The sequence below is a fragment of the Acidovorax sp. genome, from assembly GCF_022763525.1.
Classification (GTDB): domain Bacteria; phylum Pseudomonadota; class Gammaproteobacteria; order Burkholderiales; family Burkholderiaceae_C; genus Acidovorax.
Map to the genome: position 1 here is coordinate 1 of NZ_JALEGG010000067.1, position 22,150 is coordinate 22,150.

Annotated in this window: 24 protein-coding genes; 12 read left to right on the forward strand and 12 right to left on the reverse strand. The window is 64.3% G+C overall.

Annotation, left to right across the window (positions count from 1 at the left end):
* Positions 1–401, reverse strand: a 401-nt coding sequence (locus tag MRY84_RS04880; protein ID WP_291504622.1) for an LptF/LptG family permease, incomplete at its 3' end; no start/stop codon positions are given.
* Positions 398–1,501 carry an LPS export ABC transporter permease LptF gene (gene lptF / locus MRY84_RS04885; RefSeq protein ID WP_291504623.1) on the reverse strand — a complete coding sequence of 368 codons (1,104 nt, stop codon included), beginning with the start codon at positions 1,499–1,501 and terminating at the stop codon, positions 398–400. The genes MRY84_RS04880 and lptF, both read right to left, overlap by 4 nt.
* A 23-nt stretch (positions 1,502–1,524) precedes the next feature.
* Between lptF and MRY84_RS04890 the strand changes: the two genes are divergently transcribed.
* The 4 genes from MRY84_RS04890 (at position 1,525) to MRY84_RS04905 (ending at position 5,329) form a co-directional block, all read left to right on the forward strand.
* The gene (locus MRY84_RS04890; RefSeq protein WP_291504624.1) at positions 1,525–3,024 is read left to right on the forward strand and encodes a leucyl aminopeptidase; all 1,500 of its coding nucleotides are present in this window, start codon (positions 1,525–1,527) and stop codon (positions 3,022–3,024) included.
* 7 nt (positions 3,025–3,031) lie between these two features.
* On the forward strand, positions 3,032–3,466 hold the full coding sequence (locus MRY84_RS04895) for a DNA polymerase III subunit chi (RefSeq protein ID WP_291504625.1): 435 nt from the start codon (positions 3,032–3,034) through the stop codon (positions 3,464–3,466).
* A gap of 220 nt (positions 3,467–3,686) precedes the next feature.
* Positions 3,687–4,070, forward strand: a complete 384-nt coding sequence (locus tag MRY84_RS04900) for a hypothetical protein (RefSeq protein WP_291504626.1) — start codon at positions 3,687–3,689, stop codon at positions 4,068–4,070.
* Between the two features lie 131 nt (positions 4,071–4,201).
* Positions 4,202–5,329 carry a branched-chain amino acid ABC transporter substrate-binding protein gene (locus tag MRY84_RS04905; RefSeq protein WP_291504627.1) on the forward strand — a complete coding sequence of 376 codons (1,128 nt, stop codon included), beginning with the start codon at positions 4,202–4,204 and terminating at the stop codon, positions 5,327–5,329.
* A gap of 161 nt (positions 5,330–5,490) precedes the next feature.
* On the opposite strand, the gene MRY84_RS04910 is transcribed toward MRY84_RS04905, so the two are convergent.
* Together MRY84_RS04910 and lexA are read right to left on the reverse strand one after the other, a co-directional pair.
* Positions 5,491–6,498, reverse strand: a complete 1,008-nt coding sequence (locus MRY84_RS04910) for a D-2-hydroxyacid dehydrogenase family protein (RefSeq protein WP_291504628.1) — start codon at positions 6,496–6,498, stop codon at positions 5,491–5,493.
* A 1,057-nt stretch (positions 6,499–7,555) separates the two neighbouring features.
* A complete protein-coding gene (gene lexA / locus MRY84_RS04915) occupies positions 7,556–8,230 on the reverse strand; it encodes a transcriptional repressor LexA (protein WP_291504629.1) in 675 nt (224 codons plus the stop codon).
* 107 nt (positions 8,231–8,337) lie between these two features.
* Here lexA and MRY84_RS04920 point away from each other — a divergent pair, with 107 nt between their 5' ends.
* The 3 genes from MRY84_RS04920 to MRY84_RS04930 are packed head-to-tail and all read left to right on the forward strand — an operon-like array spanning position 8,338 to position 10,205.
* A complete protein-coding gene (locus MRY84_RS04920) occupies positions 8,338–9,279 on the forward strand; it encodes an asparaginase (RefSeq protein ID WP_291504630.1) in 942 nt (313 codons plus the stop codon).
* A 12-nt stretch (positions 9,280–9,291) separates the two neighbouring features.
* Positions 9,292–9,711 (forward strand): hypothetical protein, encoded by a 420-nt coding sequence (locus MRY84_RS04925; RefSeq protein WP_291504646.1) that lies wholly within the window; start codon positions 9,292–9,294, stop codon positions 9,709–9,711.
* A gap of 23 nt (positions 9,712–9,734) precedes the next feature.
* The gene (locus MRY84_RS04930; protein ID WP_291504631.1) at positions 9,735–10,205 is read left to right on the forward strand and encodes a DUF6152 family protein; all 471 of its coding nucleotides are present in this window, start codon (positions 9,735–9,737) and stop codon (positions 10,203–10,205) included.
* Positions 10,206–10,332: 127 nt separating this feature from the next.
* On the opposite strand, the gene adk is transcribed toward MRY84_RS04930, so the two are convergent.
* The 6 genes from adk to MRY84_RS04960 all read right to left on the reverse strand — a co-directional run bounded on the left by adk (position 10,333) and on the right by MRY84_RS04960 (position 14,539).
* On the reverse strand, positions 10,333–10,989 hold the full coding sequence (gene adk, locus MRY84_RS04935) for an adenylate kinase (protein ID WP_291504632.1): 657 nt from the start codon (positions 10,987–10,989) through the stop codon (positions 10,333–10,335).
* A 217-nt stretch (positions 10,990–11,206) separates the two neighbouring features.
* A complete protein-coding gene (gene kdsB / locus MRY84_RS04940; protein WP_291504633.1) occupies positions 11,207–12,001 on the reverse strand; it encodes a 3-deoxy-manno-octulosonate cytidylyltransferase in 795 nt (264 codons plus the stop codon).
* Between the two features lie 26 nt (positions 12,002–12,027).
* Positions 12,028–12,210 (reverse strand): Trm112 family protein, encoded by a 183-nt coding sequence (locus MRY84_RS04945; RefSeq protein WP_291504634.1) that lies wholly within the window; start codon positions 12,208–12,210, stop codon positions 12,028–12,030.
* Positions 12,211–12,274: 64 nt separating this feature from the next.
* On the reverse strand, positions 12,275–13,219 hold the full coding sequence (lpxK, locus tag MRY84_RS04950; protein WP_291504647.1) for a tetraacyldisaccharide 4'-kinase: 945 nt from the start codon (positions 13,217–13,219) through the stop codon (positions 12,275–12,277).
* Between the two features lie 168 nt (positions 13,220–13,387).
* Positions 13,388–13,822 carry a biopolymer transporter ExbD gene (locus MRY84_RS04955; RefSeq protein WP_291504635.1) on the reverse strand — a complete coding sequence of 145 codons (435 nt, stop codon included), beginning with the start codon at positions 13,820–13,822 and terminating at the stop codon, positions 13,388–13,390.
* 72 nt (positions 13,823–13,894) lie between these two features.
* A complete protein-coding gene (locus MRY84_RS04960) occupies positions 13,895–14,539 on the reverse strand; it encodes a MotA/TolQ/ExbB proton channel family protein (protein ID WP_291504636.1) in 645 nt (214 codons plus the stop codon).
* A 351-nt stretch (positions 14,540–14,890) separates the two neighbouring features.
* Between MRY84_RS04960 and xseA the strand changes: the two genes are divergently transcribed.
* Positions 14,891–16,216, forward strand: a complete 1,326-nt coding sequence (gene xseA, locus MRY84_RS04965) for an exodeoxyribonuclease VII large subunit (RefSeq protein ID WP_291504637.1) — start codon at positions 14,891–14,893, stop codon at positions 16,214–16,216.
* A 196-nt stretch (positions 16,217–16,412) separates the two neighbouring features.
* Positions 16,413–16,994, forward strand: coding sequence for a Fe-Mn family superoxide dismutase (locus MRY84_RS04970; RefSeq protein ID WP_291504638.1), 582 nt, complete (start codon positions 16,413–16,415; stop codon positions 16,992–16,994).
* A 177-nt stretch (positions 16,995–17,171) separates the two neighbouring features.
* Here the strand turns inward: MRY84_RS04970 and MRY84_RS04975 are convergent, their stop codons facing one another.
* Positions 17,172–17,675, reverse strand: coding sequence for a DUF192 domain-containing protein (locus MRY84_RS04975; RefSeq protein ID WP_291504639.1), 504 nt, complete (start codon positions 17,673–17,675; stop codon positions 17,172–17,174).
* A 216-nt stretch (positions 17,676–17,891) separates the two neighbouring features.
* Positions 17,892–18,152 (reverse strand): hypothetical protein, encoded by a 261-nt coding sequence (locus MRY84_RS04980; protein WP_291504640.1) that lies wholly within the window; start codon positions 18,150–18,152, stop codon positions 17,892–17,894.
* Positions 18,153–18,348: 196 nt separating this feature from the next.
* Between MRY84_RS04980 and icd the strand changes: the two genes are divergently transcribed.
* The 3 genes from icd (at position 18,349) to MRY84_RS04995 (ending at position 22,136) form a co-directional block, all read left to right on the forward strand.
* Complete coding sequence (gene icd / locus MRY84_RS04985; RefSeq protein WP_291504641.1) at positions 18,349–19,608, forward strand: NADP-dependent isocitrate dehydrogenase; 1,260 nt, start codon at positions 18,349–18,351, stop codon at positions 19,606–19,608.
* 288 nt (positions 19,609–19,896) lie between these two features.
* Positions 19,897–21,747: a PAS domain S-box protein gene (locus MRY84_RS04990; RefSeq protein ID WP_291504642.1), complete on the forward strand. Its 1,851-nt coding sequence runs from the start codon at positions 19,897–19,899 to the stop codon at positions 21,745–21,747.
* Positions 21,744–22,136 (forward strand): response regulator, encoded by a 393-nt coding sequence (locus MRY84_RS04995; RefSeq protein WP_291504643.1) that lies wholly within the window; start codon positions 21,744–21,746, stop codon positions 22,134–22,136. The genes MRY84_RS04990 and MRY84_RS04995 overlap by 4 nt, the downstream gene beginning before the upstream one ends.
* Positions 22,137–22,150: the final 14 nt, after the last annotated feature.

Below are 22,150 nucleotides of genomic sequence, written 5' to 3' on the forward strand. Positions count from 1 at the left end.
AGTTGGGCCGTGCGGTCGGTCAGCGGGGCAATGTAGTCACCCACCGCAAACGTCAGCAGCACGAAGACGCTGCCCAGCGCCACCATGGTGCGCAAGGCTCGCCAGGGCCCCATGCCGCTGGTGCGCATGATGGTGAATTCGGAGCTCTGCGCCAGCCGCGCCATCACGAAAATGGTGCCGATGAGTACCGTGATGGGCAACAGCTCGTAGAGGTGGCTGGGAATGCTCAGCACCACGAAGAGGAGGGCGTGCGAGAGCTGGTAGCCCTCGTCCCCGGTGCGGCCCACCCAGCGCAGTTCATCGACCAGGTCGAAGAAGAAGAACAACGCCAGGAATCCGGCGGTGACAAAAGCGACGGCCAGCAGGGCCTCGCGGTGGATCAGGCGGCGGATGGTTCTCATGCAGTGCCTCCCAGCCGCAGATTGCGCCACAGGCGCTGCAGGCTCCACTGGTTGTGCCGGGCCGCCAGCACCAGCAGCGACATCAGCAGCATCCCCCCGTGCAGCAGCACCATGAAGCTCACGAGGCCCAGGCGCCCTGCGCCCACCCAGCTTTGGCCCAGGGTCATCAGGTTGTAGTAGACGATAAAGGCAAAAAGCGCGAACACCAGGCTGGTGCTGCGTGCGGCGCGCGGGTTGACGCTGGCCACGGCCAAGCCCAGTACCACGAAATTGATGGCCGCCAGTGCCAGCCCCATGCGCCAGCCGAGCTCGGCGCGGTAGGCGGGCAGGGGGCGCATGAGGAGCTCATGCGTGGCGCGGGTCTTGACAGAGAGCTCTTCTGCCGAGCCCGCAGGGGCCGAGCCGATGCGGGTGCCGTACTCGACGAACTCGCTGATCTTGACGCCTGGCTTGTCGCGCGAGGTCTCCAGCCGTTGCCCGTCGCTCAGCAGTGCAATACGTTCCCCGTCGCGCGTTTCCAGCCGGGCGCTGCGCGCGGAGGTCACGGACTCGCGGGGGCCATCGGTCGCGGCGATGAAGATGTTGTTGCCAGCCTGGGTGTCCGGGCTGTCCTTGTCGATGAAGAACACACGGCTGCCGTTGGAAGACTCCTGAAACTCGCCCGGCGCGATCCGGTCGATGTCGCTGCGCTGTTCATAGCGGACCTTGAGTTCCTGGACCTGCGAATTGGCCCAGGGCCAAACCAGGAGCGACAACACGGCGATGACGATCATGACGGGCCATGCAAAGCGCAGCAGCGGCTTGAGCAGGGCCACCAGGCCCCGTCCGCTGGCAAACCAGATGACCATTTCGCTGTCGCGGTACATGCGCGAGAGCGTGCCAACCACCGCGATGAACAGGCTCAGGCTCAGGATGGTGGGCAACTGGCCTAGCACGGTGAAACCCATGACCAGCATCACATCGGAGGGGCTGACGCTGCCCTTGGACGCCTGGCCCAGGGTGCGAATGAGCATCATGGTCATGACCACGGTCACCAGCACCACCAGCGTCGCGCCGAAGCTGCGCGCCAGCTCCTTGCGAATGGATGAATCGAATAACATTGGCTCGAAGGAAAACACCGATTATGAACTTTGATCTCAAGACCCTTGACCTTGCTGCGGCAGCTTCAGAGAAGTGCGATCTGCTCATCGTGCTGCTGCCCGATGGGTTCAAGCCGGGCAAGGATGCGTTGTCTGCCTTGGCGGCGCACGCGCTCAAGAACGGGGATTTGACGACCAAGGCGGGCAAGCACCTGCAGATGTACCAGGTGCCCGCGGTGGCTGCCCGCCGCGTGGTCCTGTTGGGCCAGGGCGACGGCTCTGCGCGCGCCACGCGCCAGGCGTTGCAGGCCGTGGGTGCCGCCCTCAAGGCACCGCAAACCAAGCGCGCAGTGTTGTGCTTTGCAGCGGCCTCCGTGCAGGCGGCTGTCGCCAGCGCCGCGGTACAGGCCGTGGCGGAGGCAACCTATGTCTACACCGCCACCAAGACCAAAGCCGAGGCACGCAGCCTGACCCGTTGCATCGTGGGGGTGCCTGATGCGCCCGAGGTGCGCGCTGATTTTGATGCCGGCGTGGCATTGGTGGCCGGTGTGGAGTTTGCGCGCGAATGGGGCAACCGCCCGGCCAACCACGCCACTCCGAGCCTGCTGGCCGCTGCCGCCAAGACGCTGGGCAAGCTGCCCCGGATTCAATGCAAGGTCCACGGCCCCGCGGAGGTCGCCCGCTTGGGCATGGGCGCCTTCCTGGCGGTGGCGCGCGGATCGGAAGAACCCCTGCGCTTCATCGAGCTGCGCTACAACGGCGCCCCCAAGGACAAGGCACCTGTTGTGCTGGTGGGCAAGGGCATTACCTTCGATACCGGCGGCATCTCCATCAAGCCCGCTCCGGAGATGGACGAGATGAAGTTCGACATGTGCGGCGCCGCCAGCGTGCTGGGTACGTTCCGCGCGCTGGGCGAACTGCAGCCCGCGATCAATGTCGTCGGACTCATCCCCGCTTGTGAAAACATGCCCGACGGCCGCTCTGTGAAGCCGGGAGACGTCGTCACCAGCATGAGCGGGCAGACCATCGAGATCCTCAATACCGACGCCGAAGGACGGCTGGTGCTATGCGACGCGCTGACCTACGCAGCGCGCTTCAAGCCCGCGGCCGTGGTGGATATCGCCACGCTGACCGGTGCCTGCGTGATTGCGCTGGGCGGGGTGCGCAGCGGGCTGTTTGCCAACAACGACGACCTTGCGGCTGCCTTGCAGCAGGCGGGTGAATCTGCCCAGGACCCCTGCTGGCGCATGCCCCTGGACGACGACTACGCAGATGGTCTCAAGAGCAACTTCGCGGACATGGGCAACGTTGCGGGACGTGCGGGGGGCTCCATCACCGCGGCGAAGTTCTTGCAGAAGTACGTGGGCGACATGCCGTGGGCACACCTGGATATTGCTGGCACGGCCTGGAAGGGCGGCGCTGCCAAGGGTGCCACCGGCCGACCCGTGGGTTTGCTGGTGAACTATCTGCTCGATCAAGCCAAGGTGTCTCCCGCGATCAAGCCTGCCGTTTCCAAGCGATCGCCGCGCGCCAAGACGGCCTGAGTCCGCCATGACCGAGGTTGCGTTTCATTTCAATGCGCCCGACAAACTGGCCTATGCGTGCCGCTTCGCGCGCAAGGTGCAGCGCAGCGGGGCCCGGCTGGTGATCGCAGCCCACCCAGACACGCTGGCTTTGCTGGACCGCATGCTGTGGAATGTGGCGCCGCAGGATTTCGTGGCCCACTGCCTGGCCGACGCGGATGAAGAACTGGTGCACGCATCGCCGGTGCTGCTGACCGCCGACCCACGGTCTGCGCCGCACAACGAGGTCTTGCTGAACCTGTTGCCGGATGTGCCCGATGGGTTTGGCCGCTTTGGCCGTCTGGTGGAGGTGGTGAGCGCGCAGGATGAAGCCGACCGAGGAGCGGCCCGCGAGCGTTGGCGCCACTATGCCGCGCGGGGCTATGCCATCACGCGCCATGATCTCGTGCTGAAAGGCGGATAAATCGATGGCCCTGCCTCCGTCCAGAACGCCTCCGCGCTTTGTGCCGACGCTCACTGAAGTGGTGCGTGTGCCGGATTCCATTCCTGTGCAGCCGCCCGGCGCCGCACCATCCAGGCCCACGGGGGGGGCTTCTCCCGTGCCATCGGCTGCGCAGCCCACCCCTGTGGTTGCGCGTCCGCCTCTGCCGGAACGGCAGGCCGCGCACCCTGGTGCTGCCATCATGCCGCGCCAGGCGGGGGCAGTGCCGGCCACTGCTGCTGCGGTGCCGGCCCGCGTTGCTGCCGTGGCCAGCACCGCCATCCAAAAACCACCGACTACGCCGGCCCAAGTCCCTCCCGCTGCCCTCGCAAAAGCGCCGCTGGCGGCCTGGCCCCGCCCTCTGCCCGAGGGCATTGAGGAGCACATGGTCCATCGGGTGATGCAGCGCGTGGACGTTGTGCTGGATCAACGTTTGCGCGAAGCGATCGCCACTGTGGTGCAAGAACAGACACGATCCGTGCTGCCGCGACTGCGCGAAGAAATTGAATCGGTAGTGCGGCACGCTGTGTACGAGGCGGTGGCGGACGAGCTGGCCAGCGGTACGCCTGCAGCGCCAAAGGGATGACAGGGTATTCCCCTGTGGTTTCTCTCGCGCTTTATCGTGTTCCCTAATGATCTGGCCCGTAAATTGCGATATGTTCGCCTGCGTTGAGACACAAGAAGATTCTCAGCGTTTATCTTTACTGGAGATTTGATATGCAATTGAAGTTGAAACTGACCGTGGTTGCTGCTATCGCGGCTGTTGCCGGCATGGCCTCTGCACAAGAGCAGATCGTCAAGATCGGCCACGTGGCTCCGGTTTCCGGCGCCCAAGCTCACTACGGCAAGGACAACGAAAATGGCGCCCGCATGGCCATTGAAGAGCTGAACGCTCAAGGCGTCACCATCGGTGGCAAGAAGGTCAAGTTCGAACTGGTCGCTGAAGATGACGCTGCCGATCCGAAACAGGGCACTGCCGCTGCACAGAAACTGTGCGACGCCAAGGTTGCTGGCGTGGTCGGCCACCTCAACTCCGGTACTACGATCCCCGCTTCCAAGGTCTACAACGACTGCGGTATCCCCCACGTGACGGGCGCGGCCACCAACCCCAACCTGACCAAGCCTGGCTACAAGACCACGTTCCGCATCATTGCGAACGACAACGCCCTGGGCGCCGGTCTGGCTTTCTACGCTGCTGACACGCTGAAGCTCAAGACCGTTGCCATCGTGGATGACCGTACTGCCTATGGCCAGGGCGTCGCCGCCGTGTTCAAGAAGGTCGCTGCCGAGAAGGGCATGAAGGTGGTGGATGAGCAATTCACGACCGACAAGGCCACTGACTTCATGGCCATTCTGACCGCCATCAAGTCCAAGAACCCCGACGCGATTTTCTACGGCGGCATGGACCCCCAAGCTGGCCCGATGCTGCGCCAGATGGAACAACTGGGCATGGGCAAGGTGAAGTACTTCGGCGGCGACGGCGTTTGCACGTCTGAAATCGCCAAGCTGGCTGCTGGTGCCAAGACGCTGGAAAACGTGGTCTGCGCTGAAGGCGGCTCCTCGCTGGCCAAGATGCCTGGCGGCACGGCCTGGAAGGCCAAGTACGATGCCAAGTACCCCGGCCAGTTCCAGGTGTACAGCCCCTACACCTATGACGCCACGTTCCTGCTGGTCGACGCCATGAAGCGCGCCAACTCGGTGGACCCCAAGGTCTACACGCCTGAACTGGCCAAGGCAAACTTCAAGGGCGTGACCTCCACGATCGCCTTTGAACCCAATGGCGAAATGAAGAACCCCGCCATCACCCTGTACGTCTACAAGGACGGCAAGAAGACTCCTCTGTAATGGAGTGGTGGTGCTGCAAGGATTCAATACCTTGCAGTGCCTTCAGCAAAAAGGCTTCCGTGAGGAAGCCTTTTTTGTTTGGAGTGATGCTGCCGGGGTGTGCGGCCGTTGGCAAGCCTGATTTTCTTCTTCTCTTCCCCTGGCGACTTTTAAGGAACTCCTCAGCGTCGCACCTGCAAGGCCCCGGGATTCACGATATTGGTAGGCGTGCCTTTGATGAAATTCACCACGTTGTCGAACGCCGCGCCGAAATAGAGCTCGTAACTGTCCTGCTCGACATATCCGATATGGGGCGTGCAAATGCAGTTCTCGAGCCGCAAAAGCGCATGGCCCTGAAGAATCGGTTCGCTCTCGAAGACGTCGACTGCCGCCATGCCAGGGCGGCCCCGATTCAAAGCTGCAATCAAGGCATCGGGTTCGATCAGTTCAGCGCGGGACGTGTTGACCAGCAAAGAGGTGGGTTTCATGCACGACAGGTCTTCCAGCGACACGATGCCGCGCGTTTCGTCGGTCAGACGCAAGTGCAGGGAGATCACATCGCACTGCGCGAAGAATTCTTCACGCGTGGTCGCGGCTTGGTATCCGTCCGTCAATGCCTGGGCGCGCGAAGCCTCTCGTCCCCAGATGCGCACATTCATGCCAAATGCGCGGCCATAGCCTGCGACCATCTGGCCGATGCGCCCGTATCCCCAGATTCCCAGCGTCTTGCCGCGCAAGACACTGCCCAGCCCGAAATTAGGCGGCATCGATGCGGTCTTCAATCCGGATTGCTGCCAGGCCCCGTGCTTGAGGTTCGAGATGTACTGGGGCAGCCTGCGCATGGCCGCCATGACAAGGGCCCATGTCAACTCGGCTGGCGCGACCGGGGAGCCGATGCCCTCGGCGACCGCAATGCCGCGTTCCGTGCAGGCGGTCACGTCGATGTGGCTGCCCACCTTGCCGGTTTGCGCAATGAGTTTCAAACGCGGCAGCTTCTCGACGAGTTGGCGGGTGATGTGCGTGCGCTCACGCACCAGCACGATGATGTCCGCGTCCCGAAGGCGTACGGAGAGCTGACCCAATCCCTTGACTGTGTTGGTGTAGACCTTGGCGGTGTACGCGTCGAGCCGGGATGCGCAGTGGAGCTTACGGACGGCATCCTGATAGTCGTCGAGAATCACAATATTCATCCCGACATTGTGCCTCGACAGCGTGGCGGCGATTGCCGCTTGTGACCGGGAGGCGCCGGTTGAGTGCCCCTGGAGGGGGAGTCTGCATGGCAAAAGAAGTGGGTTGTGGGGGCGGCAACTCGGCTGCCGCTATATCCCGCTTCGGCATCAAGCCGGCCTCAGTTGGGCTTGCACGCGGCCACGTCGCAGCTACCGACAGCGCAGAATTCAAAGTAAGGGGTTGTTCCGCCAAGGCTGTCGCCCCCAACTGCACCGAAAGTCCTTAACAAAACACGCAGGTCAGCAGATCCCCCGGCGCGCCGCCAGGGCGCCGCGTTGGGGGCGCTCGCTTGTCAAGTCCAAGAGGTCTTCAGCGTCGCCCCGGTGCTGTTGGCGGGTGGCTTCAATGCGCGCGCAAGCCTGCTTCACACGCGGCCATTCGGTCCAGTTCCGCACACACATCGGCCATTCGGCCAGCAAGCACCACCCGGCCAGCATCCCGTTGAAAGCGGATGCCCTGCTCGGTGGGGTGGGCAAAGCAGTTACCTCTGCTTCGAACCCGCCCCGTGTTGTGCCCGCCACGGCCGACCGAAGGGGACGGGTCTGCAACTCTGCCGCGAGGGGCGGGCGTGCCATGTTCCACCGAGGGCAGTGGAGGATTGACGGTGAAAGGCCAATTGCCGCGTACCGGGCGCGTAGTACCGAATCCCGGAGGCGGCGTCGGCCGGGGGGGCGTTGCTGTCATCGCTTCGTCCGGGCGGCCGGAGCGCGCACCGAGAGGTGCGGGGGGCGGCGGGGAGTCGCTGCTCGCAGAGGCGAGGAGCGGGTGCGTGGATTGAAGCCAGCGAGACAGTGTGCGCACCGGGTTCGACAGTGCAGAAAATGTGGTCAACGCAATTCCCATGTGAAAACTCCGAAGTTCGGGGGTTGGACATAGGCAGGATTGCAAAGTAAACCGGCACCGCAGGGCTGGCTTATCACTGGTGAGATAAGCCAAACGCCCGCCACCTGGGGTGCGGCAGCACGCATCGTTTGATGCGCAACAGTTGAGGGCCGTGTGTGCGCACCCTGGGCCAAGCTACATCAGCATGGTGTTGCGGATGAGCCCGACCGCGAGGCCTTCGATTTCGAAGGGCTCACCGGGCTGAACCACGATGACCGGGTAATCGGGGTTTTCCGGCAGCAGTTCGATGGCAGTGGCAGTTCGGCGCAGGCGTTTGACGGTGACGTCGTCACCCAGGCGGGCCACGATGATCTGACCGTTGCGCGCTTCGCGAGTGGACTGCACGGCCAGCAAGTCGCCGTCCATGATGCCGGCATCACGCATGGACATGCCGCGCACCTTGAGCAGATAGTCGGGTTTGTGCTGGAAAAGGCTGTTCTCCACGCTATAGGTCTGATCGACGTGTTCCTGGGCGAGAATGGGCGACCCTGCTGCCACGCGCCCTACCAGGGGCAGGACCAACTGGGAAAGCCCGGGGATTGGCAGGCTGAACTGGCTGCCGCGCGCTGCGTTGATGGACCGAACGGTGTCGCTGCGAAGCCGAATACCCCGGGATGTACCGCTCACCAGCTCAATCACGCCTTTGCGCGCAAGGGCTTGCAAGTGTTCTTCGGCGGCATTGGCGGATTTGAATCCCAGCTCGGCCGCGATTTCCGCGCGGGTGGGTGGGGCTCCGGTGCGTGCAATGGCCGTCTGGATCAGGTCCAGGATCTGTTGCTGGCGGGCGGTGAGTTTGGGGTTGTCGAGCATGGTGGTTTCCCGATCAGGCGGCTACATTGAAAGACAACTGTTTTTTAATCCAGTACCTGTATTTTTCATCAGTTTGTTGGAGTGCGCAAGTGAGTGGGAAAAAAATTGTGATTCTTGGCACCGGCGGGACCATCGCGGGCATCTCGGCCCAGGCGGGCGACAACATCGGCTATGTCGCAGCCCAGGTGGGTGTACAGCAGCTCATGGCAGCTGTGCCAGGGCTTGAGCAGGCTGCGCGCGGGCCGCTGGTGGCAGAGCAGGTGGCCCAGCTGGATAGCAAGGACATGGCCCACGGGGTGTGGCGGGATTTGGCGCTGCGCTGCGCGCACCATCTGGCGGACCCGCAGGTGCAAGGCGTGGTCATCACTCACGGCACGGATACGCTGGAGGAAACGGCCTGGTTCCTGCACGAGGTGCTGGACGTCCGCGCCAAGCCGGTGGTTCTTACTTGCGCCATGCGGCCATCCACCGCCCTGGCACCCGACGGGCCGCAGAATCTGCTGGATGCGGTGGCGGTGGCCGCCACCTCGGGAGCTCGCGGCGTGCTGGCGGTGGCCTCCGGTGAGATCCATGGGGCAAGGCGGGTTCAGAAAGTGCACCCGTACCGCGTGCATGCGTTCAGCTCGGGTGAGGGCGGCCCGTTGGGCTGGGTGGAGGAGGGGAACGTTCGGCTTGAGCAGGACTGGCCTTCAGCGCCTACAGGACATGCGAAGGGTGCTATTGAAGATATAGCAGATGTTTCTCTCTGGCCCCGGGTTGAGGTGCTTTTCAGCCACGCAGGCGCGACGGGGGCCCTGGTGGATGCACTGGTTCGAGACGGCGTGCAGGGCCTGGTGGTTGCCTGCACGGGCAATGGCACCATTCACCACGCTCTGGAGGCCGCGTTGTTGCGTGCGCAGCAGTCGGGCGTGTGCGTCGTGCGATCTACGCGTTGCCCAGAAGGGCAGGTTTTGCCCAAGCCCGGAGATGCGTTGCCTGACTCGGGAGGGCTTTCGCCCTTCAAGGCCCGGATCTCGCTGATGCTTGAGCTGCTGCGCACAGGCGGCTGACCCGCCGTGGCGTTGCTTGCTGCCCTCAAGACCCATGCGTGGGCCTACCCGGCCCTGGAGGTGGTGCACATCGTCGGCATCGCCCTCCTGCTGGGTAACCTGGTGTTGCTGGAACTGCGCGTTTTTGGCCGCGGTCTGGCACTGCCGCCCAAGGACCTGGCTCGGCTGAGCCTCTCGGTCGCGCTGTGCGGCTTTGCCCTGGCGGCGGCATCGGGCCTGTTAATGTTTGCCACGCAGCCCGCCGAGCTGCTGGCCAACCGCGCATTCACCTGGAAGATGCTGTTGTTAATGCTTGCAGGGTGCAACGCTGCGTGGTTCCATGCGAGGGGTTCGCTCACGCGCCTGGATGCACTGGCCCGCGCGCAGATGCTGGGCTCCACGCTGATCTGGCTGGCCGTGGTGGCCTGTGGGCGATGGATTGCCTATCTCTGATCGACTCTACTGGGAGAAAGACGATGAGCCTGCAACGTCGCCACGTGCTGTTGGCTGCCACAACCCTTCCGCTGGCCGCGCGTGCGCACCACGGCTGGGTCAGTTTTGACGCAGACCGCCCTGTTTATCTGGAAGGCAGCGTGCGCCAAGTGCGCTGGCAAAACCCGCACGCCGAGCTGGAGCTGGAATTGCCTGCCCAGCTGAAGTTGCCTCCCGACTTGGCGCTGCGCCCGGTGCCCGCACAGGCATCACCCGTGGATGGAAAGGCGCTTTTGGCCAAGGCGGTTTTGCCGACTCGCAAGGATCGGCGGTGGCAGGTGGAGCTGGCGCCCCTGACCCGCATGCAGGCTTGGCAAGTGCCGCAGATCCGGCCCGGTGCATTCGTGGCGGTGGTCGGTTTTACCCTGCGTGAAGAAAAGGGGGATGCAGTGCTGCGTGCCGAATACCTGTTTGCCGATGGCAAGGCCTACGGCTTGCGCTCCAGCCCTGTTTGAAGGCTGGCGAGGCGCCCATGGTGATGTGATGGGTCGGAAGACAGCCCGCCACGTAGAGATGAAGTGCAAAAAAGCGGCGCCCCTGTGACAGGGCGCCGCTGCTCGTGGAGGGGCGGGCCGCGGTGTCTCAGCTGGCCAACGCCTGCAGCGCACGCGCCGTGATCTCTTCGACACTGCCCGTGCCGCTGATGGCGCGGTATTTGGGGGCGGCCTCTGGCTCAGCCTTGGCCCAGTTGCTGTAATAGTCCACCAGTGGGCGCGTCTGGTCGCTGTAGACCTGCAGGCGCTTCTTGACGGTTTCTTCCTTGTCGTCTTCACGCTGGATCAGCTCTTCTCCTGTCACGTCGTCCTTGCCCTCCACCTTGGGGGGGTTGAACTTAACATGGTAGGTACGCCCGCTGGCCGGGTGCGAGCGACGGCCGCTCATGCGTTCGATGATGGCGTCGAAAGGCACGTCGATTTCCAGCACGTAGTCGAGCTTGACGCCAGCTGCCTTCATGGCGTCGGCCTGGGGAATGGTGCGGGGGAAGCCATCGAACAGGAAGCCGTTGGCGCAATCAGGCTGCGTGATACGTTCCTTGACGAGGCCGATGATGATGTCGTCGCTGACCAGCGCGCCGGAGTCCATCACCGCCTTGGCTTGCAGGCCCAGGGGGGTGCCGGCTTTCACCGCAGCGCGCAGCATGTCGCCCGTGGAGATTTGCGGGATGCCGTACTTCTGGCAGATGAAGCTGGCTTGCGTGCCCTTTCCGGCGCCGGGCGCGCCCAACAGAATCAGTCTCATGGAGGTCCTCGAAGGTTAGAAATCGTTGGCGCCGCTGGCGGGGGCGTTCGAAGGGCGCATGAAGCCGTTCTGTGCGCCCGGGATACGGTGCTCTCGTTGCGGTCGAGGATAGCATGTGACTCCCTCGCCCTGGCTTACATGCGCATCGGTGGCCAGCCGCCGGCGGCTGGCATCCATCTGCGCGGCCGGGCTGCTGCGCCGGGCCGTGGGATGGTCCTCAACGGAAAAGGCGGCGAACCCGTTCCAGGTCTTCCGGCGTGTCGACGCCGGGGCCGGGACTTACGTCTGCAAGGTGTACGGCGATGCGGTGGCCATGCCAGAGGGCGCGCAATTGCTCCAGCGCTTCCACAGCTTCGGTGGGCGCGGGCGCCAGCAAGGGAAACTCTCGCAGAAACCCGGCACGGTAGCTGTAGATGCCGATGTGCCGCAGCGGGGCAAAGCCCGACAAGGCGGCCACGGTGGGCGAAGCGGCCTGAGCGCGCCCGTCCCACCAGGCAGTGCCCGCATGGTCGCGCGCAAAAGGAATGGGCGCGCGACTGAAGTAGTGGGCCAGGCCACGCGCATCCAGGACAACTTTCACCACATTGGGGTTGGCGTAGTCGGCTTGGGAAGCAATCGGGTGCGCGGCGGTACCCATGCTGGCTTCCGGGCGCGCGCGCAACAGGGCGGCCACTGCGCTGATGAGGCTGGCGTCCATCAACGGTTCGTCACCCTGCACATTCACGACCACATCGTCGCCGTTCAGGCCCAACTGCACACAGGCCTCGGCCAGACGGTCGCTGCCGCTGGCGTGGTCGGCGCGGGTCAAGATGGCTTCGACGCCGTGCGCTGCGCAGGCTTGAAGAATGCGCGGGTCATCGGCGGCCACCACCACGCGGGCAGCATGGCTGGCCATGGCGCGCTGCGCCACACGCACCACCATGGGCAGTCCGGCGATATCGGCCAGGGGCTTGTCGGGCAGCCGGCTCGAGGCCATGCGCGCGGGGATCAGCACCGTGAAGGTATCACCCATGCTGCCGGGGCTTGCGGTTGGGCTGTTCACCGCTCCAGTTCCTCGTCGGTCAGCGTACGGGCTTCGTTCTCGAGCAGCACGGGGATGCCATCCCGCACAGGGTAGGCCAGCCGGGCGCTGCGGGAGATGAGTTCCTGCGCGTTGCGGTCATAGGTCAGGGGGCCTTTGGTGACCGGGCAGACCAGCAGTTCGAGCAGTTTGGGGTCCATGGTGGTTGCGCTTTCTTTCAGCTTTCGGTGTCGTTCGGATGATAGCGGCGGGGGAGCGGCCCCCTCACTGTGCGCGAACGCTCTGCACGGGCAGCAGCGCATCGAGCGCGGCGAAAAAGGCCGGGTCGATGTGTAGCTGCAGCGGAACGGCGAGGGCATCGGGATGCCGTTGCCACAGCTTCACCGCGTCCTTTTCGGTGCAAACCAGCGTGCAGCGCTTGTCAGAAAAGCGCAGCCAGCTATCAAAGTCATAGTGATCTGGCAAGGCTTCGGCATGCGCAATCGTCAGCGCTTGCGCTTTCAGCATGGCAAAGAAGATCTCGGGGCGCGCCACGGCCGCCACGGCGTGCAGGGGCTGGCCTTGCAGCACGGACAGCGGCACGTGGCTCCCATCCTGGCGCACCGCATAGGCCGCCAGTTGGCGCTGCACGCGGTAGGTGTGCGCGGAATCCGCGCCAGGCGGTGCCGTCGGGCCGGCATGCAGCACCAGGTCGACCGGCCGGGGCCAGGGCTCGCGCAGCGGGCCGGCGGGCAGCGTGAAGCCATTGCCCACGCCGTCTTCGTTGAAGATGCAGATCTCCACGTCGCGCGCCAGCGCCAGGTGCTGGAGTCCATCGTCGCAAACGATGACGTCGACGTCCGGGTGCGCGGTCAGCAGGGCGCGGGCGGCGGTGATGCGGCGCGATGCGACCACGACGGGCACGTGGCAGGTGCGCGCGATCAGTGCGGGTTCGTCGCCCACCTCATGGGCCGCGCTGTCGGGGGTGACTGCCCGGCAATCCGTCGTGCTGCGGCCGTAGCCGCGGGATATGACGCCAGGGCGCAGGCCGCGGTGTTGCAGGTGCTGAACCAGGGCAATGACGACCGGGGTCTTCCCGGCGCCGCCTGCAACCACATTGCCCACCACGACGACGGGCCGGCCTGGGTGTTCTGCCGCCAGCCAGCCTGCGCGGTAAAGAAGCCGGCGAGCCCCTACCAGCGCGCGATAGAGCCATGACAGCGGCCACAGTCCCCACGCAGCAAGGCCCCGTGTCCGCCAGAGGCGGCGAAGGCCTGCAGCAGCAGATGAGGAAGGGCTGGAGAGTGTGGAAGGGGACGAGGCGCCGTCCCCTGCCGCAGGTTGCGGCGAAGGCGTTGCACCGGCGGGCGGCTGCGGCCCTGGGGGAGGCATGTGCCGTCAGCGGCCTGCGGGGCGGGCCCCTGCCGATGATTGCGTTGCAAAGGTGATCTGCGTGAGACCTACCCGGCGCGCGGCCTCCATCACCGAGATCACGGACTGGTGTGGCGCCATTGCGTCCGCGCTGATGATGACCACGGTGCCTTGGCCTTCGACAGCGGCGGCGCGCAAGGCTTGGGCGATCGCATCCACGCTCTTGCCCTCCACCCCGGCCTTGTTGATGGCGTAACGTCCATCAGCCGCCACGGAGACGATGATCTCCTTGGGATGATCGCGCTGCTGCTCGGCGTCGGCCACGGGCAGCGTGAGCTGCAGTTCGGTGAACTTGCTGTAGGTGGTGGTCAGCATCAGGAAGATGAGGATCACCAGCAGCACGTCGATGAACGGGATCAGGTTGATCTCCGGCTCTTCCTTGGCGCGGGGGCGAAAGTTCATGTCAACAGTCCGATCGGCAGAGCGCGGGTTGCCAGCGATGCCCGGAGGCAGCCGTGCTCCGCAGGCAAGAGTTCACTTCTTCTTCAGGCGCAGGAGGTGGCGCACGAATTGCTCGGAGGCCAGCTCCAGCGTAAGCAGGTACGCATCGACGCGGCTGCGGAAGTACCGCCAGAAGATGAGGGTCGGGATGGCCACGATGAGCCCGAACGCCGTGTTGTACAGCGCCACGGAGATCCCATGCGCCAGCTTGGCAGGGCTGCCACCGCCCATGGCTTGGCCCACGCCACCGGTGCCTGCCTGGGAGCCGAAGATTTCGATCATCCCGATCACCGTTCCCAGCAGGCCCATCAGCGGCGCGGCGGAAGCAATCGTGGCCAGGGCGGTCAGGTATTTTTCAAGACGGTGGGCGACAGCGCGTCCAGTGCCTTCCATGGCGGCACGCAGATCGGCCTCACTGCACTGCGGGTTGCTGTTGACGGTGCGCAGGCCACTGGCCAGCACCTCGCCCAGGGCCGAGTTCTGCGCCAGTTGGTTCACCACATCGGGCGTGGGCAGGGATTTGGACGACACCGTGATGGCTTCATCGAGCAACTTGGGCGGTGCGACGCGGGCCGTCTTGAGGGCCACGAAACGTTCAAAAATCAACGCCATTCCGAGGATGGAACACGCGATCAGGGGCCAGATCGGCCAGCCTGCGGCTTGTATGATGGACAGCAAATCTCTCTCCGCGCGGATGAAGCAACGGGCGATTATGACCCAGCTCGCAGCCGGGTTTTCGTCACAAACCGTTACCTTGCCGCACGCATCACCGGCCTTGCCTCTCACCCACAAAATCTGTGGATAACTTTGTGGGAAACCCTCCCGGCCCAGCACTCAAAGCGGCGCCACGCCGTGCTTGCAACAGATTGATGAAAAATTGCGCAGTGAAAAATCTTTATAAATCAATGGCTTGCACGTGGAATCTGCGTTTCGGGGCAACCCGTGGCGATTTGGCTGCCGGCCATCGTGCCTTGCCGGTTCTGTGGAGTACTTGGGCCGAACACCGGGCAGCAAGGCCCGCCGGTACTGATGTTTGATAAGCAAAACCCCGTGGCGGCGCCGCGAATCTGGGAAGTCGGCGCGCTATGCCGCGCCATTGCTGACGCCCTGGAGGCGCGATTCAATCCTGTCGCGGTGCGCGGCGAGATCACGGGCTTCTCGCGCGCGTCCAGCGGACATTGCTACTTCTCGATCAAGGACGCCCAGGGGCAGTTGCGCTGCGCCATGTTCCGCCGCGCTGCCGGCCTGCTTGACTTTTCCCCGCGGGATGGGGAATTGGTCGAGGTACGGGGGCGGCTGGGGGTTTACGAAGCGCGCGGCGATCTTCAGTTCATCGTTGAAAGCATGCAGCGCGCGGGGCAGGGCGCGCTGTTCGAGCAGTTCCTGCGCCTGAAGGCCCAGCTGGACGCGGAGGGACTGTTCGACGCCACCCGCAAGCGCCCGCTGCCCTTGCTGCCACGGGGCATTGGCCTGGTTACGTCGCCGGGCGCAGCGGCGTTGCATGACGTGGTCACAGCGCTGCGCCGGCGCGTGCCGCACATCCCGGTGGTGCTGGTGCCTGCCCAGGTCCAGGGAGCGGCCGCACCGGCGTCTTTGGTACTGGCGCTATCAAAACTGTATCTTCTGGCGCAAGCGGGGCAAGCGCCAGAAGCCAGTATGAACGAAGGTCCACCCATCGATGTCATCCTGCTCGTGCGGGGCGGCGGTTCCATCGAGGATCTCTGGGCCTTCAACGACGAGCGTCTGGCGCGCACCATCGTGCAGAGCCCGGTGCCGCTGGTTTGCGGTGTGGGGCACGAGACGGACTTCACCATCGCCGACTTCTGCGCGGACCTGCGGGCCCCTACGCCCACTGCAGCGGCCGAACTGGTGGCGCAACCGCGGGATGTCTGGCTGGGCGCCCTCGGCCTGCTGGCCGGTCGGATCGAGGACGGGGTTCAGCGCCAACTGGACCTGCGGCACCAGCGGCTCGATCAGGCCGCCGCGCGGCTGGGCAGACCATCCGGCCTGGTGGCACGTGAACAGCTGAAGCTGGCGCGGCTTGCGCAACGGATGCGGCACGGTGTGCTCCTGAAGTTGCAGCGCGTTGCGCATCACCAGCAAGCGCTGGAGGCAAACTTGCCGCACCAGGTGCAACGGGCCGTGGCGCGCCACGCCGAACGGCTCGATCGAGCGGACCTTCGCCTGCAGCTGATGGACCCACGGCAGGTGCTGCAGCGCGGCTATGCGCTGCTCACGGACGCGGACGGCCTGGCAGTGACGAGCGCGCGCCAGGCCCGCCCCGGTGATGCGCTGCGTGCCACATTGGCCGATGGGGTGGTCGATGTCACGGTGGAGCAGCCCCGTTTGTTGTGAGGGGCTTGCGGCGGGGCACCCGGGCCGTGCCGGCAGTGATGGCCACAGAACAGATGGCGGCTGCGGTGCCCCCACGCTGCACAGGTCGCACGATGTTCCTACAATGCCCCCTTCGCGCTGTGTCCGAGTGCATTGCTCAGGATTGAACGCAGCGCTGATGGCCTCCCGGAACCTCTAACCACAAGGAAACACCACCATGGAACATACCCTGCCTCCGCTGCCTTACGCCATCGACGCCCTGGCCCCGCACTACAGCCAGGAAACCCTGGAGTACCACCACGGCAAGCACCACAACGCCTATGTGGTGAATCTCAACAACCTGCAAAAGGGCACCGAGTTCGAATCCATGACGCTCGAAGAGATCATCAAGAAGTCGAGCGGCGGCATCTACAACAACGCAGCCCAGATCTGGAACCACACGTTCTTCTGGAACTGCATGGCTCCCCAGGGCGGCGGTGAGCCTTCGGGCGCATTGGCTGCGGCCATCAACGCCAAGTGGGGCAGCTACGCCGCTTTCAAGGAAGCCTTCGTGAAGAGCGCCGTAGGGAACTTCGGCTCGGGCTGGACCTGGCTGGTGAAGAAGGCCGACGGCAGCGTGGACATTGTCAACACCGGTGCCGCAGGCACGCCCCTGACCACCGCCGACAAGGCGCTGCTGACGGTGGACGTGTGGGAACATGCCTACTACATCGACTACCGCAACCTGCGTCCCAAGTTTGTCGAAACCTTCCTCGACAAGCTGGTGAACTGGAAGTTTGCCGAAGCCAACTTCGCCTGATCGGCAACGCATTTGGCAATGCTTGCTCGGCGTCGGGCTCACCGGGCGCCAGCAAAAACAAAAACGGCCTGCGGGCCGTTTTTTTATTGGACTGAGCGCCTTTTCCGCCTGCAGCGCTTGATATTCAAGCGCAAGCAGCTATACAAAAAATAGCATGTGAAGAAAGGCAATGTACGCTCATTTACGTCCGAAGGGCGTGCCCGCCAGTTTCGCGCCGGGCTGAATCCCCTTCTTGGCAAACCAGCCCTGGTTCATCTCCAACACATAGCGCACCGGCTTGGTGGAACAGTGCGAGTCCAGCGTCTGCGGCTTCATGTCGGCCAGATTCACGATGGTGCCGTCATCGGCCACGAACGCCGCTGTCAGCGGTAGTAGCGTGTTTTTCATCCAGAAGCACTGCTGGGCGGGTTGCTCGAAGACGAACAGCATGCCCTCGTGCTGGGGCATCTCCTTGCGGTGCATCAGCCCGGTCTGGCGTTCCTGCGGGGTGGCCGCCACCTGGGCGTCTATGCGGTGCATGCCGGCCGTCAACTCCACGCGCTGCAGGTTCATCTGGGGCTGGTCTTGCGCGAGGGCGGTGTGGCCCCACAACGCGCCGGCCAGGGACAGGGCGGCCAGAGCCCTGAGCGATGTGCGGCGCGGAGCAAAGGTGCGGGCGAGGGTGGTGCAGGCAGCAGTCATGGGCAAGCTTTCTTCTTTCTTGAAGGGACGCGTCAAACATAGGACGAATGACAGATCGCGGGGCAGGCTCGGGGTTCCAGCGGCGGCGGGTGGCGTTGCATAGCCCCGCAAAAGCAAAATGCCCGCATAGGCGGGCAATTTTGAAGCATGGACGATCGGCCAATGTTTTGCAAAGCAACGCAAAGCCGGCCGCCCAGCGCGTTGTGGTTCAGGGCATCAAGCCGCCTTCTTGGTGGTTTTCTTCTTGGCGACCTTCTTGCTGGATTTCTTGGCGGGCTTTTTCTTGGCCGTGTGGGTGCCCTTGGCTTTCTTTGCGGGGGCCGCAGCGGGGGCCGGGGTGGCTACCGGTGCAGGCGCGGGGGCCATGGCGGGGGCCGCGGCAGGAGCGGGCGCCGGTGCGGCGGCCGGTGCAGCTGTCTGGGCGAATGCACCCGCAGCGAACAGACCAGCCATGAGGACAGCGAGGAGTTTTTTCATATATGCCGTTTCAATGGTGATTTGGAAAGAGAGAAAGAGCCGCCCGAAACCTCGGGCGGCTCCACCCGCAACGATAGCAGCGGCGGGTCCGTTCACCAGGGTCGAACGCCGTTTTTTCTCATTAGAATGATCCGGCTCTGGACCGCTTGGCCCATCTGCTGACCCCGTTTCGGATTCCCCAGGAGACTTCCCACCCATGACCACCTACCAGCACATCCAGGTGCCCGCCCAAGGCCAGAAGATCACGGTCAACGCCGACATGTCGCTGAACGTGCCCGACCAGCCCATCATCCCGTTCATCGAAGGCGACGGCACGGGCCTGGACATCACGCCCGTGATGATCAAGGTCGTCGACGCGGCCGTGGCGAAGGCCTATGGCGGTAAAAGGAAGATCCACTGGATGGAGGTGTATGCGGGCGAGAAGTCGACCAAGGTCTACGGCCCGGACGTGTGGCTGCCTGACGAAACGCTGCAGGTGCTGCGCGAGTACGTGGTCTCCATCAAGGGGCCGCTGACCACGCCCGTGGGCGGCGGGATCCGTTCGCTCAACGTGGCGCTGCGCCAGGAGCTGGACCTGTACGTCTGCCTGCGCCCCGTGCAGTACTTCAAGGGCGTGCCTTCGCCGCTGAAGGAACCCGAGAAGACCAACATGGTGATCTTCCGCGAGAACTCGGAAGACATCTACGCCGGCATCGAGTTCGAGGCCGAATCCGACAAGGCCAAGAAGCTCATCAAGTTCCTGCAGGACGAGATGGGCGTCAAGAAGATCCGTTTCCCCAATACCTCGGGCCTGGGTGTGAAGCCGGTGTCTCGCGAGGGTACCGAGCGGCTGGTGCGAAAGGCCATCCAGTACGCCATCGACAACGACAAGCCCAGTGTGACCATCGTGCACAAGGGCAACATCATGAAGTACACCGAAGGGGGCTTCCGCGACTGGGCCTATGCATTGGCGCAGAAGGAGTTTGGTGCCGAGCTGATCGATGGCGGCCCGTGGTGCCGGCTCAAGAACCCCAAGAACGGCAAGGAGATCACCATCAAGGACAGCATCGCCGACGCCTTCCTGCAGCAGATCCTCCTGCGCCCGGCCGAGTATTCGGTGGTGGCCACGCTCAACCTCAATGGAGACTACATCTCCGATGCGCTCGCAGCGCAGGTGGGCGGCATCGGTATTGCGCCCGGCGCCAACATGTCCGACTCGGTGGCCTGCTTCGAGGCGACCCACGGCACGGCGCCCAAGTACGCCGGCAAGGACTACGTGAACCCAGGCTCCGAAATTCTCTCAGCCGAGATGATGCTGCGGCACATGGGCTGGATCGAGGCGGCCGATCTGATCATCAGTTCGCTGGAAAAGTCCATCGCTTCCAAGAAGGTGACTTACGACTTTGCGCGCCTGATGGAGGGAGCCACCCAGGTGAGCTGCTCAGGCTTTGGCCAGGTCATGATCGACAACATGTAGGCCCACCCCGGTTTTCCGGGTTTTTTCCCCGCTTCTCCGCTCGCGCAAGCCCCTGTTCCGTCACCGGAGCAGGGGCTTTCGTTTTGGCCCAGCCTGCGGGTGTTGGTAGGGCGGTGGAATTTCTGTATTGGCAATCTGAGGACTTCACGCCTAAGATGTTCGCAGCCACCGGTGGGCTGCAGGCGGTGGCGCGGGCTTGCATCCGCCTACGCGCGAGAAAAAGAACGAGCCAAGAACGTACAAGACGGCGAGGGGATGCAAGGGGTGGGGCCCTCTAGGGAGTTCTGCATGGCGTCCGATTTTTCTGTCGCGTATTGGGCGCAAAACCCCGATGCGCTGCTGGTGCTATCGCCCGATGGGGTGGTGCTTAACTGGAACCCGGCCGCGGAAGCGATCTTTGGCTATGCGCCGGCCGAGGCCCAGGGCCGGCGCCTCATCGATCTCATCGTTCCCGACGACAGGGTTCATGAAGAGGATGAGATCCGGGCCGAGGCCTTGCACGGCCTGACGACCGTGCACGAGTCGGTGCGCCGCCGCAAGGATGGGTCGCTTGTGCATGTCAACGTGTCCACCAAAGCCGTGCGCGACGAGGCCGGACGGTTGCAGTACTTCCTGTCGAGCAAGAAGGATGTCACGCAACTCAAGGTTCAGCGCGAGGCCAAACTGCTGGAGGCACGCTTTGGAGATCTGCTCGAGTCCACCCCGGACGCCATCGTCATGGTCAATGTCACAGGGCGCATCGTGCTGGTCAATTCCCAGGCCGAGCGCGTGTTTGGCTATGAACGGGCCGAACTCCTGGGGCAGGCTGTGGAGGTGCTGCTGCCCCACCGCTACCGCGGCGCCCATCTGGGGCACCGCAGCGGGTTCTTCGGGGCGCCGCGCACACGCACCATGGGTGCCGGGCTGGAACTGCACGGCCTGCGCAAGGATGGGGGCGAGTTTCCGGTGGAAATCAGCCTGAGCCCAATCCATACGGAGGAAGGCGCCATGGTGATGAGCGCCATCCGCGACATCACTGACCGCAAGCGGGCCGATCAGAAATTCAAGGACCTGCTGGAGGCGGCGCCGGATGCGATGGTCATCGTCGACAGCCAGGGCCGTATCGTTCTCGTCAATTCGCAGGCGGTGAAACTGTTTGGCTGGAGCCGGGCCGAATTGCTGGGTCAGCAGATCGAGCTGCTGGTGCCCGAGCGCTACAGCGACCGGCATCCCGATCACCGCCACCGGTTCTTTGCCGAACCCCGCTCGCGCGCAATGGGCGCGGGGCTGGATCTCTATGGCCGGCGCAAGGATGGGTCAGAATTCCCGGTTGAAATCAGCCTGAGTCCGCTGGACACGGAAGAGGGGCTGTTCGTCTCCAGCGCCATCCGCGACGTCACCGAGCGCAAGCAGATCGAGCGGGCCTTGCGTGAAAAGAACCTGGAGCTTGAGAATGCGGCTTTGGTCAAAGACCGCTTTCTGGCCAGCATGTCCCACGAACTGCGAACCCCGCTCAATGCCATCATCGGCTTCACGGGTACCTTGCTGATGCAGCTACCCGGCCCCCTCAACGCCGAGCAGGACAAGCAGCTGCGCATCGTCCAGACAGGCGCGCGCCACCTGCTTTCGCTCATCAACGACCTGCTGGATGTGGCCAAGCTCAGCGCCAACAAGCTGTCGTTGCACATTGAGGAACTGGATTGCCGCAGCGTGATTGCCGAGGTCACCGCCACGCTGGAGCCCGAGGCCGCGCGCAAGGGCCTGCTGCTCACCGTGCGGGCGCCCGACGACGCCGTGCCCTTGCGCACTGACCGCAGGGCCTTCAGCCAGATCCTGATCAACCTGGTTGGCAATGCCATCAAGTTCACCCCGCAGGGCCGGGTGGAGGTGGTGCTTGAGGAGGGTTTCGCGGCCCAGGGCCGCAGCGTGCAAGTGCATGTGCGCGACACCGGACCTGGCATCCCCGAGCGCGAGCAGCCACGCCTTTTCGAAGCGTTCTCCAGGGTCGAGAGCGCCGACCGGCGCCACCACGAAGGCACGGGCCTGGGCCTGCACCTGAGCCGCAAACTGGCCGAGGCGCTGGGAGGCAGCGTGAGCCTCGCCAGCGCTGAGGGAGAGGGCAGCACGTTCACGGTGGAATTCCGGGAGGTCATGACATGAACGCCACCATCCTGGTCATCGAGGACGACGAAGCCAGCCGGCAGCTCGTCTCCTACTTGCTGGAAGCCGCAGGCCACCGCGTGTTGGCGGCGGAGAACGGCGCGCTGGGCCTGGGGCTGGCGCTCGCGGAGAGCCCCGACCTGATTCTGTGCGACCTGCAGATGCCCGTGATGAACGGTTATGAGGTGGCGCAGGCCCTGCGCTCGCACCATGCGTGGCGCGCGGTGCCGTTGGTGGCCGTAACGGCCTTTTCCATGCCGGGCGACCGCGAGAGGGCGCTCGAAGTCGGGTTCGACGAGCACCTCTCCAAACCCATTACGCCCGAGACCTTCGTGCGCCAGATCGAGGCGTTTTTGGGCTCGTTCCGCGCGCCGCCGGGTGCAGAGTGACGCAGGTGCACGCG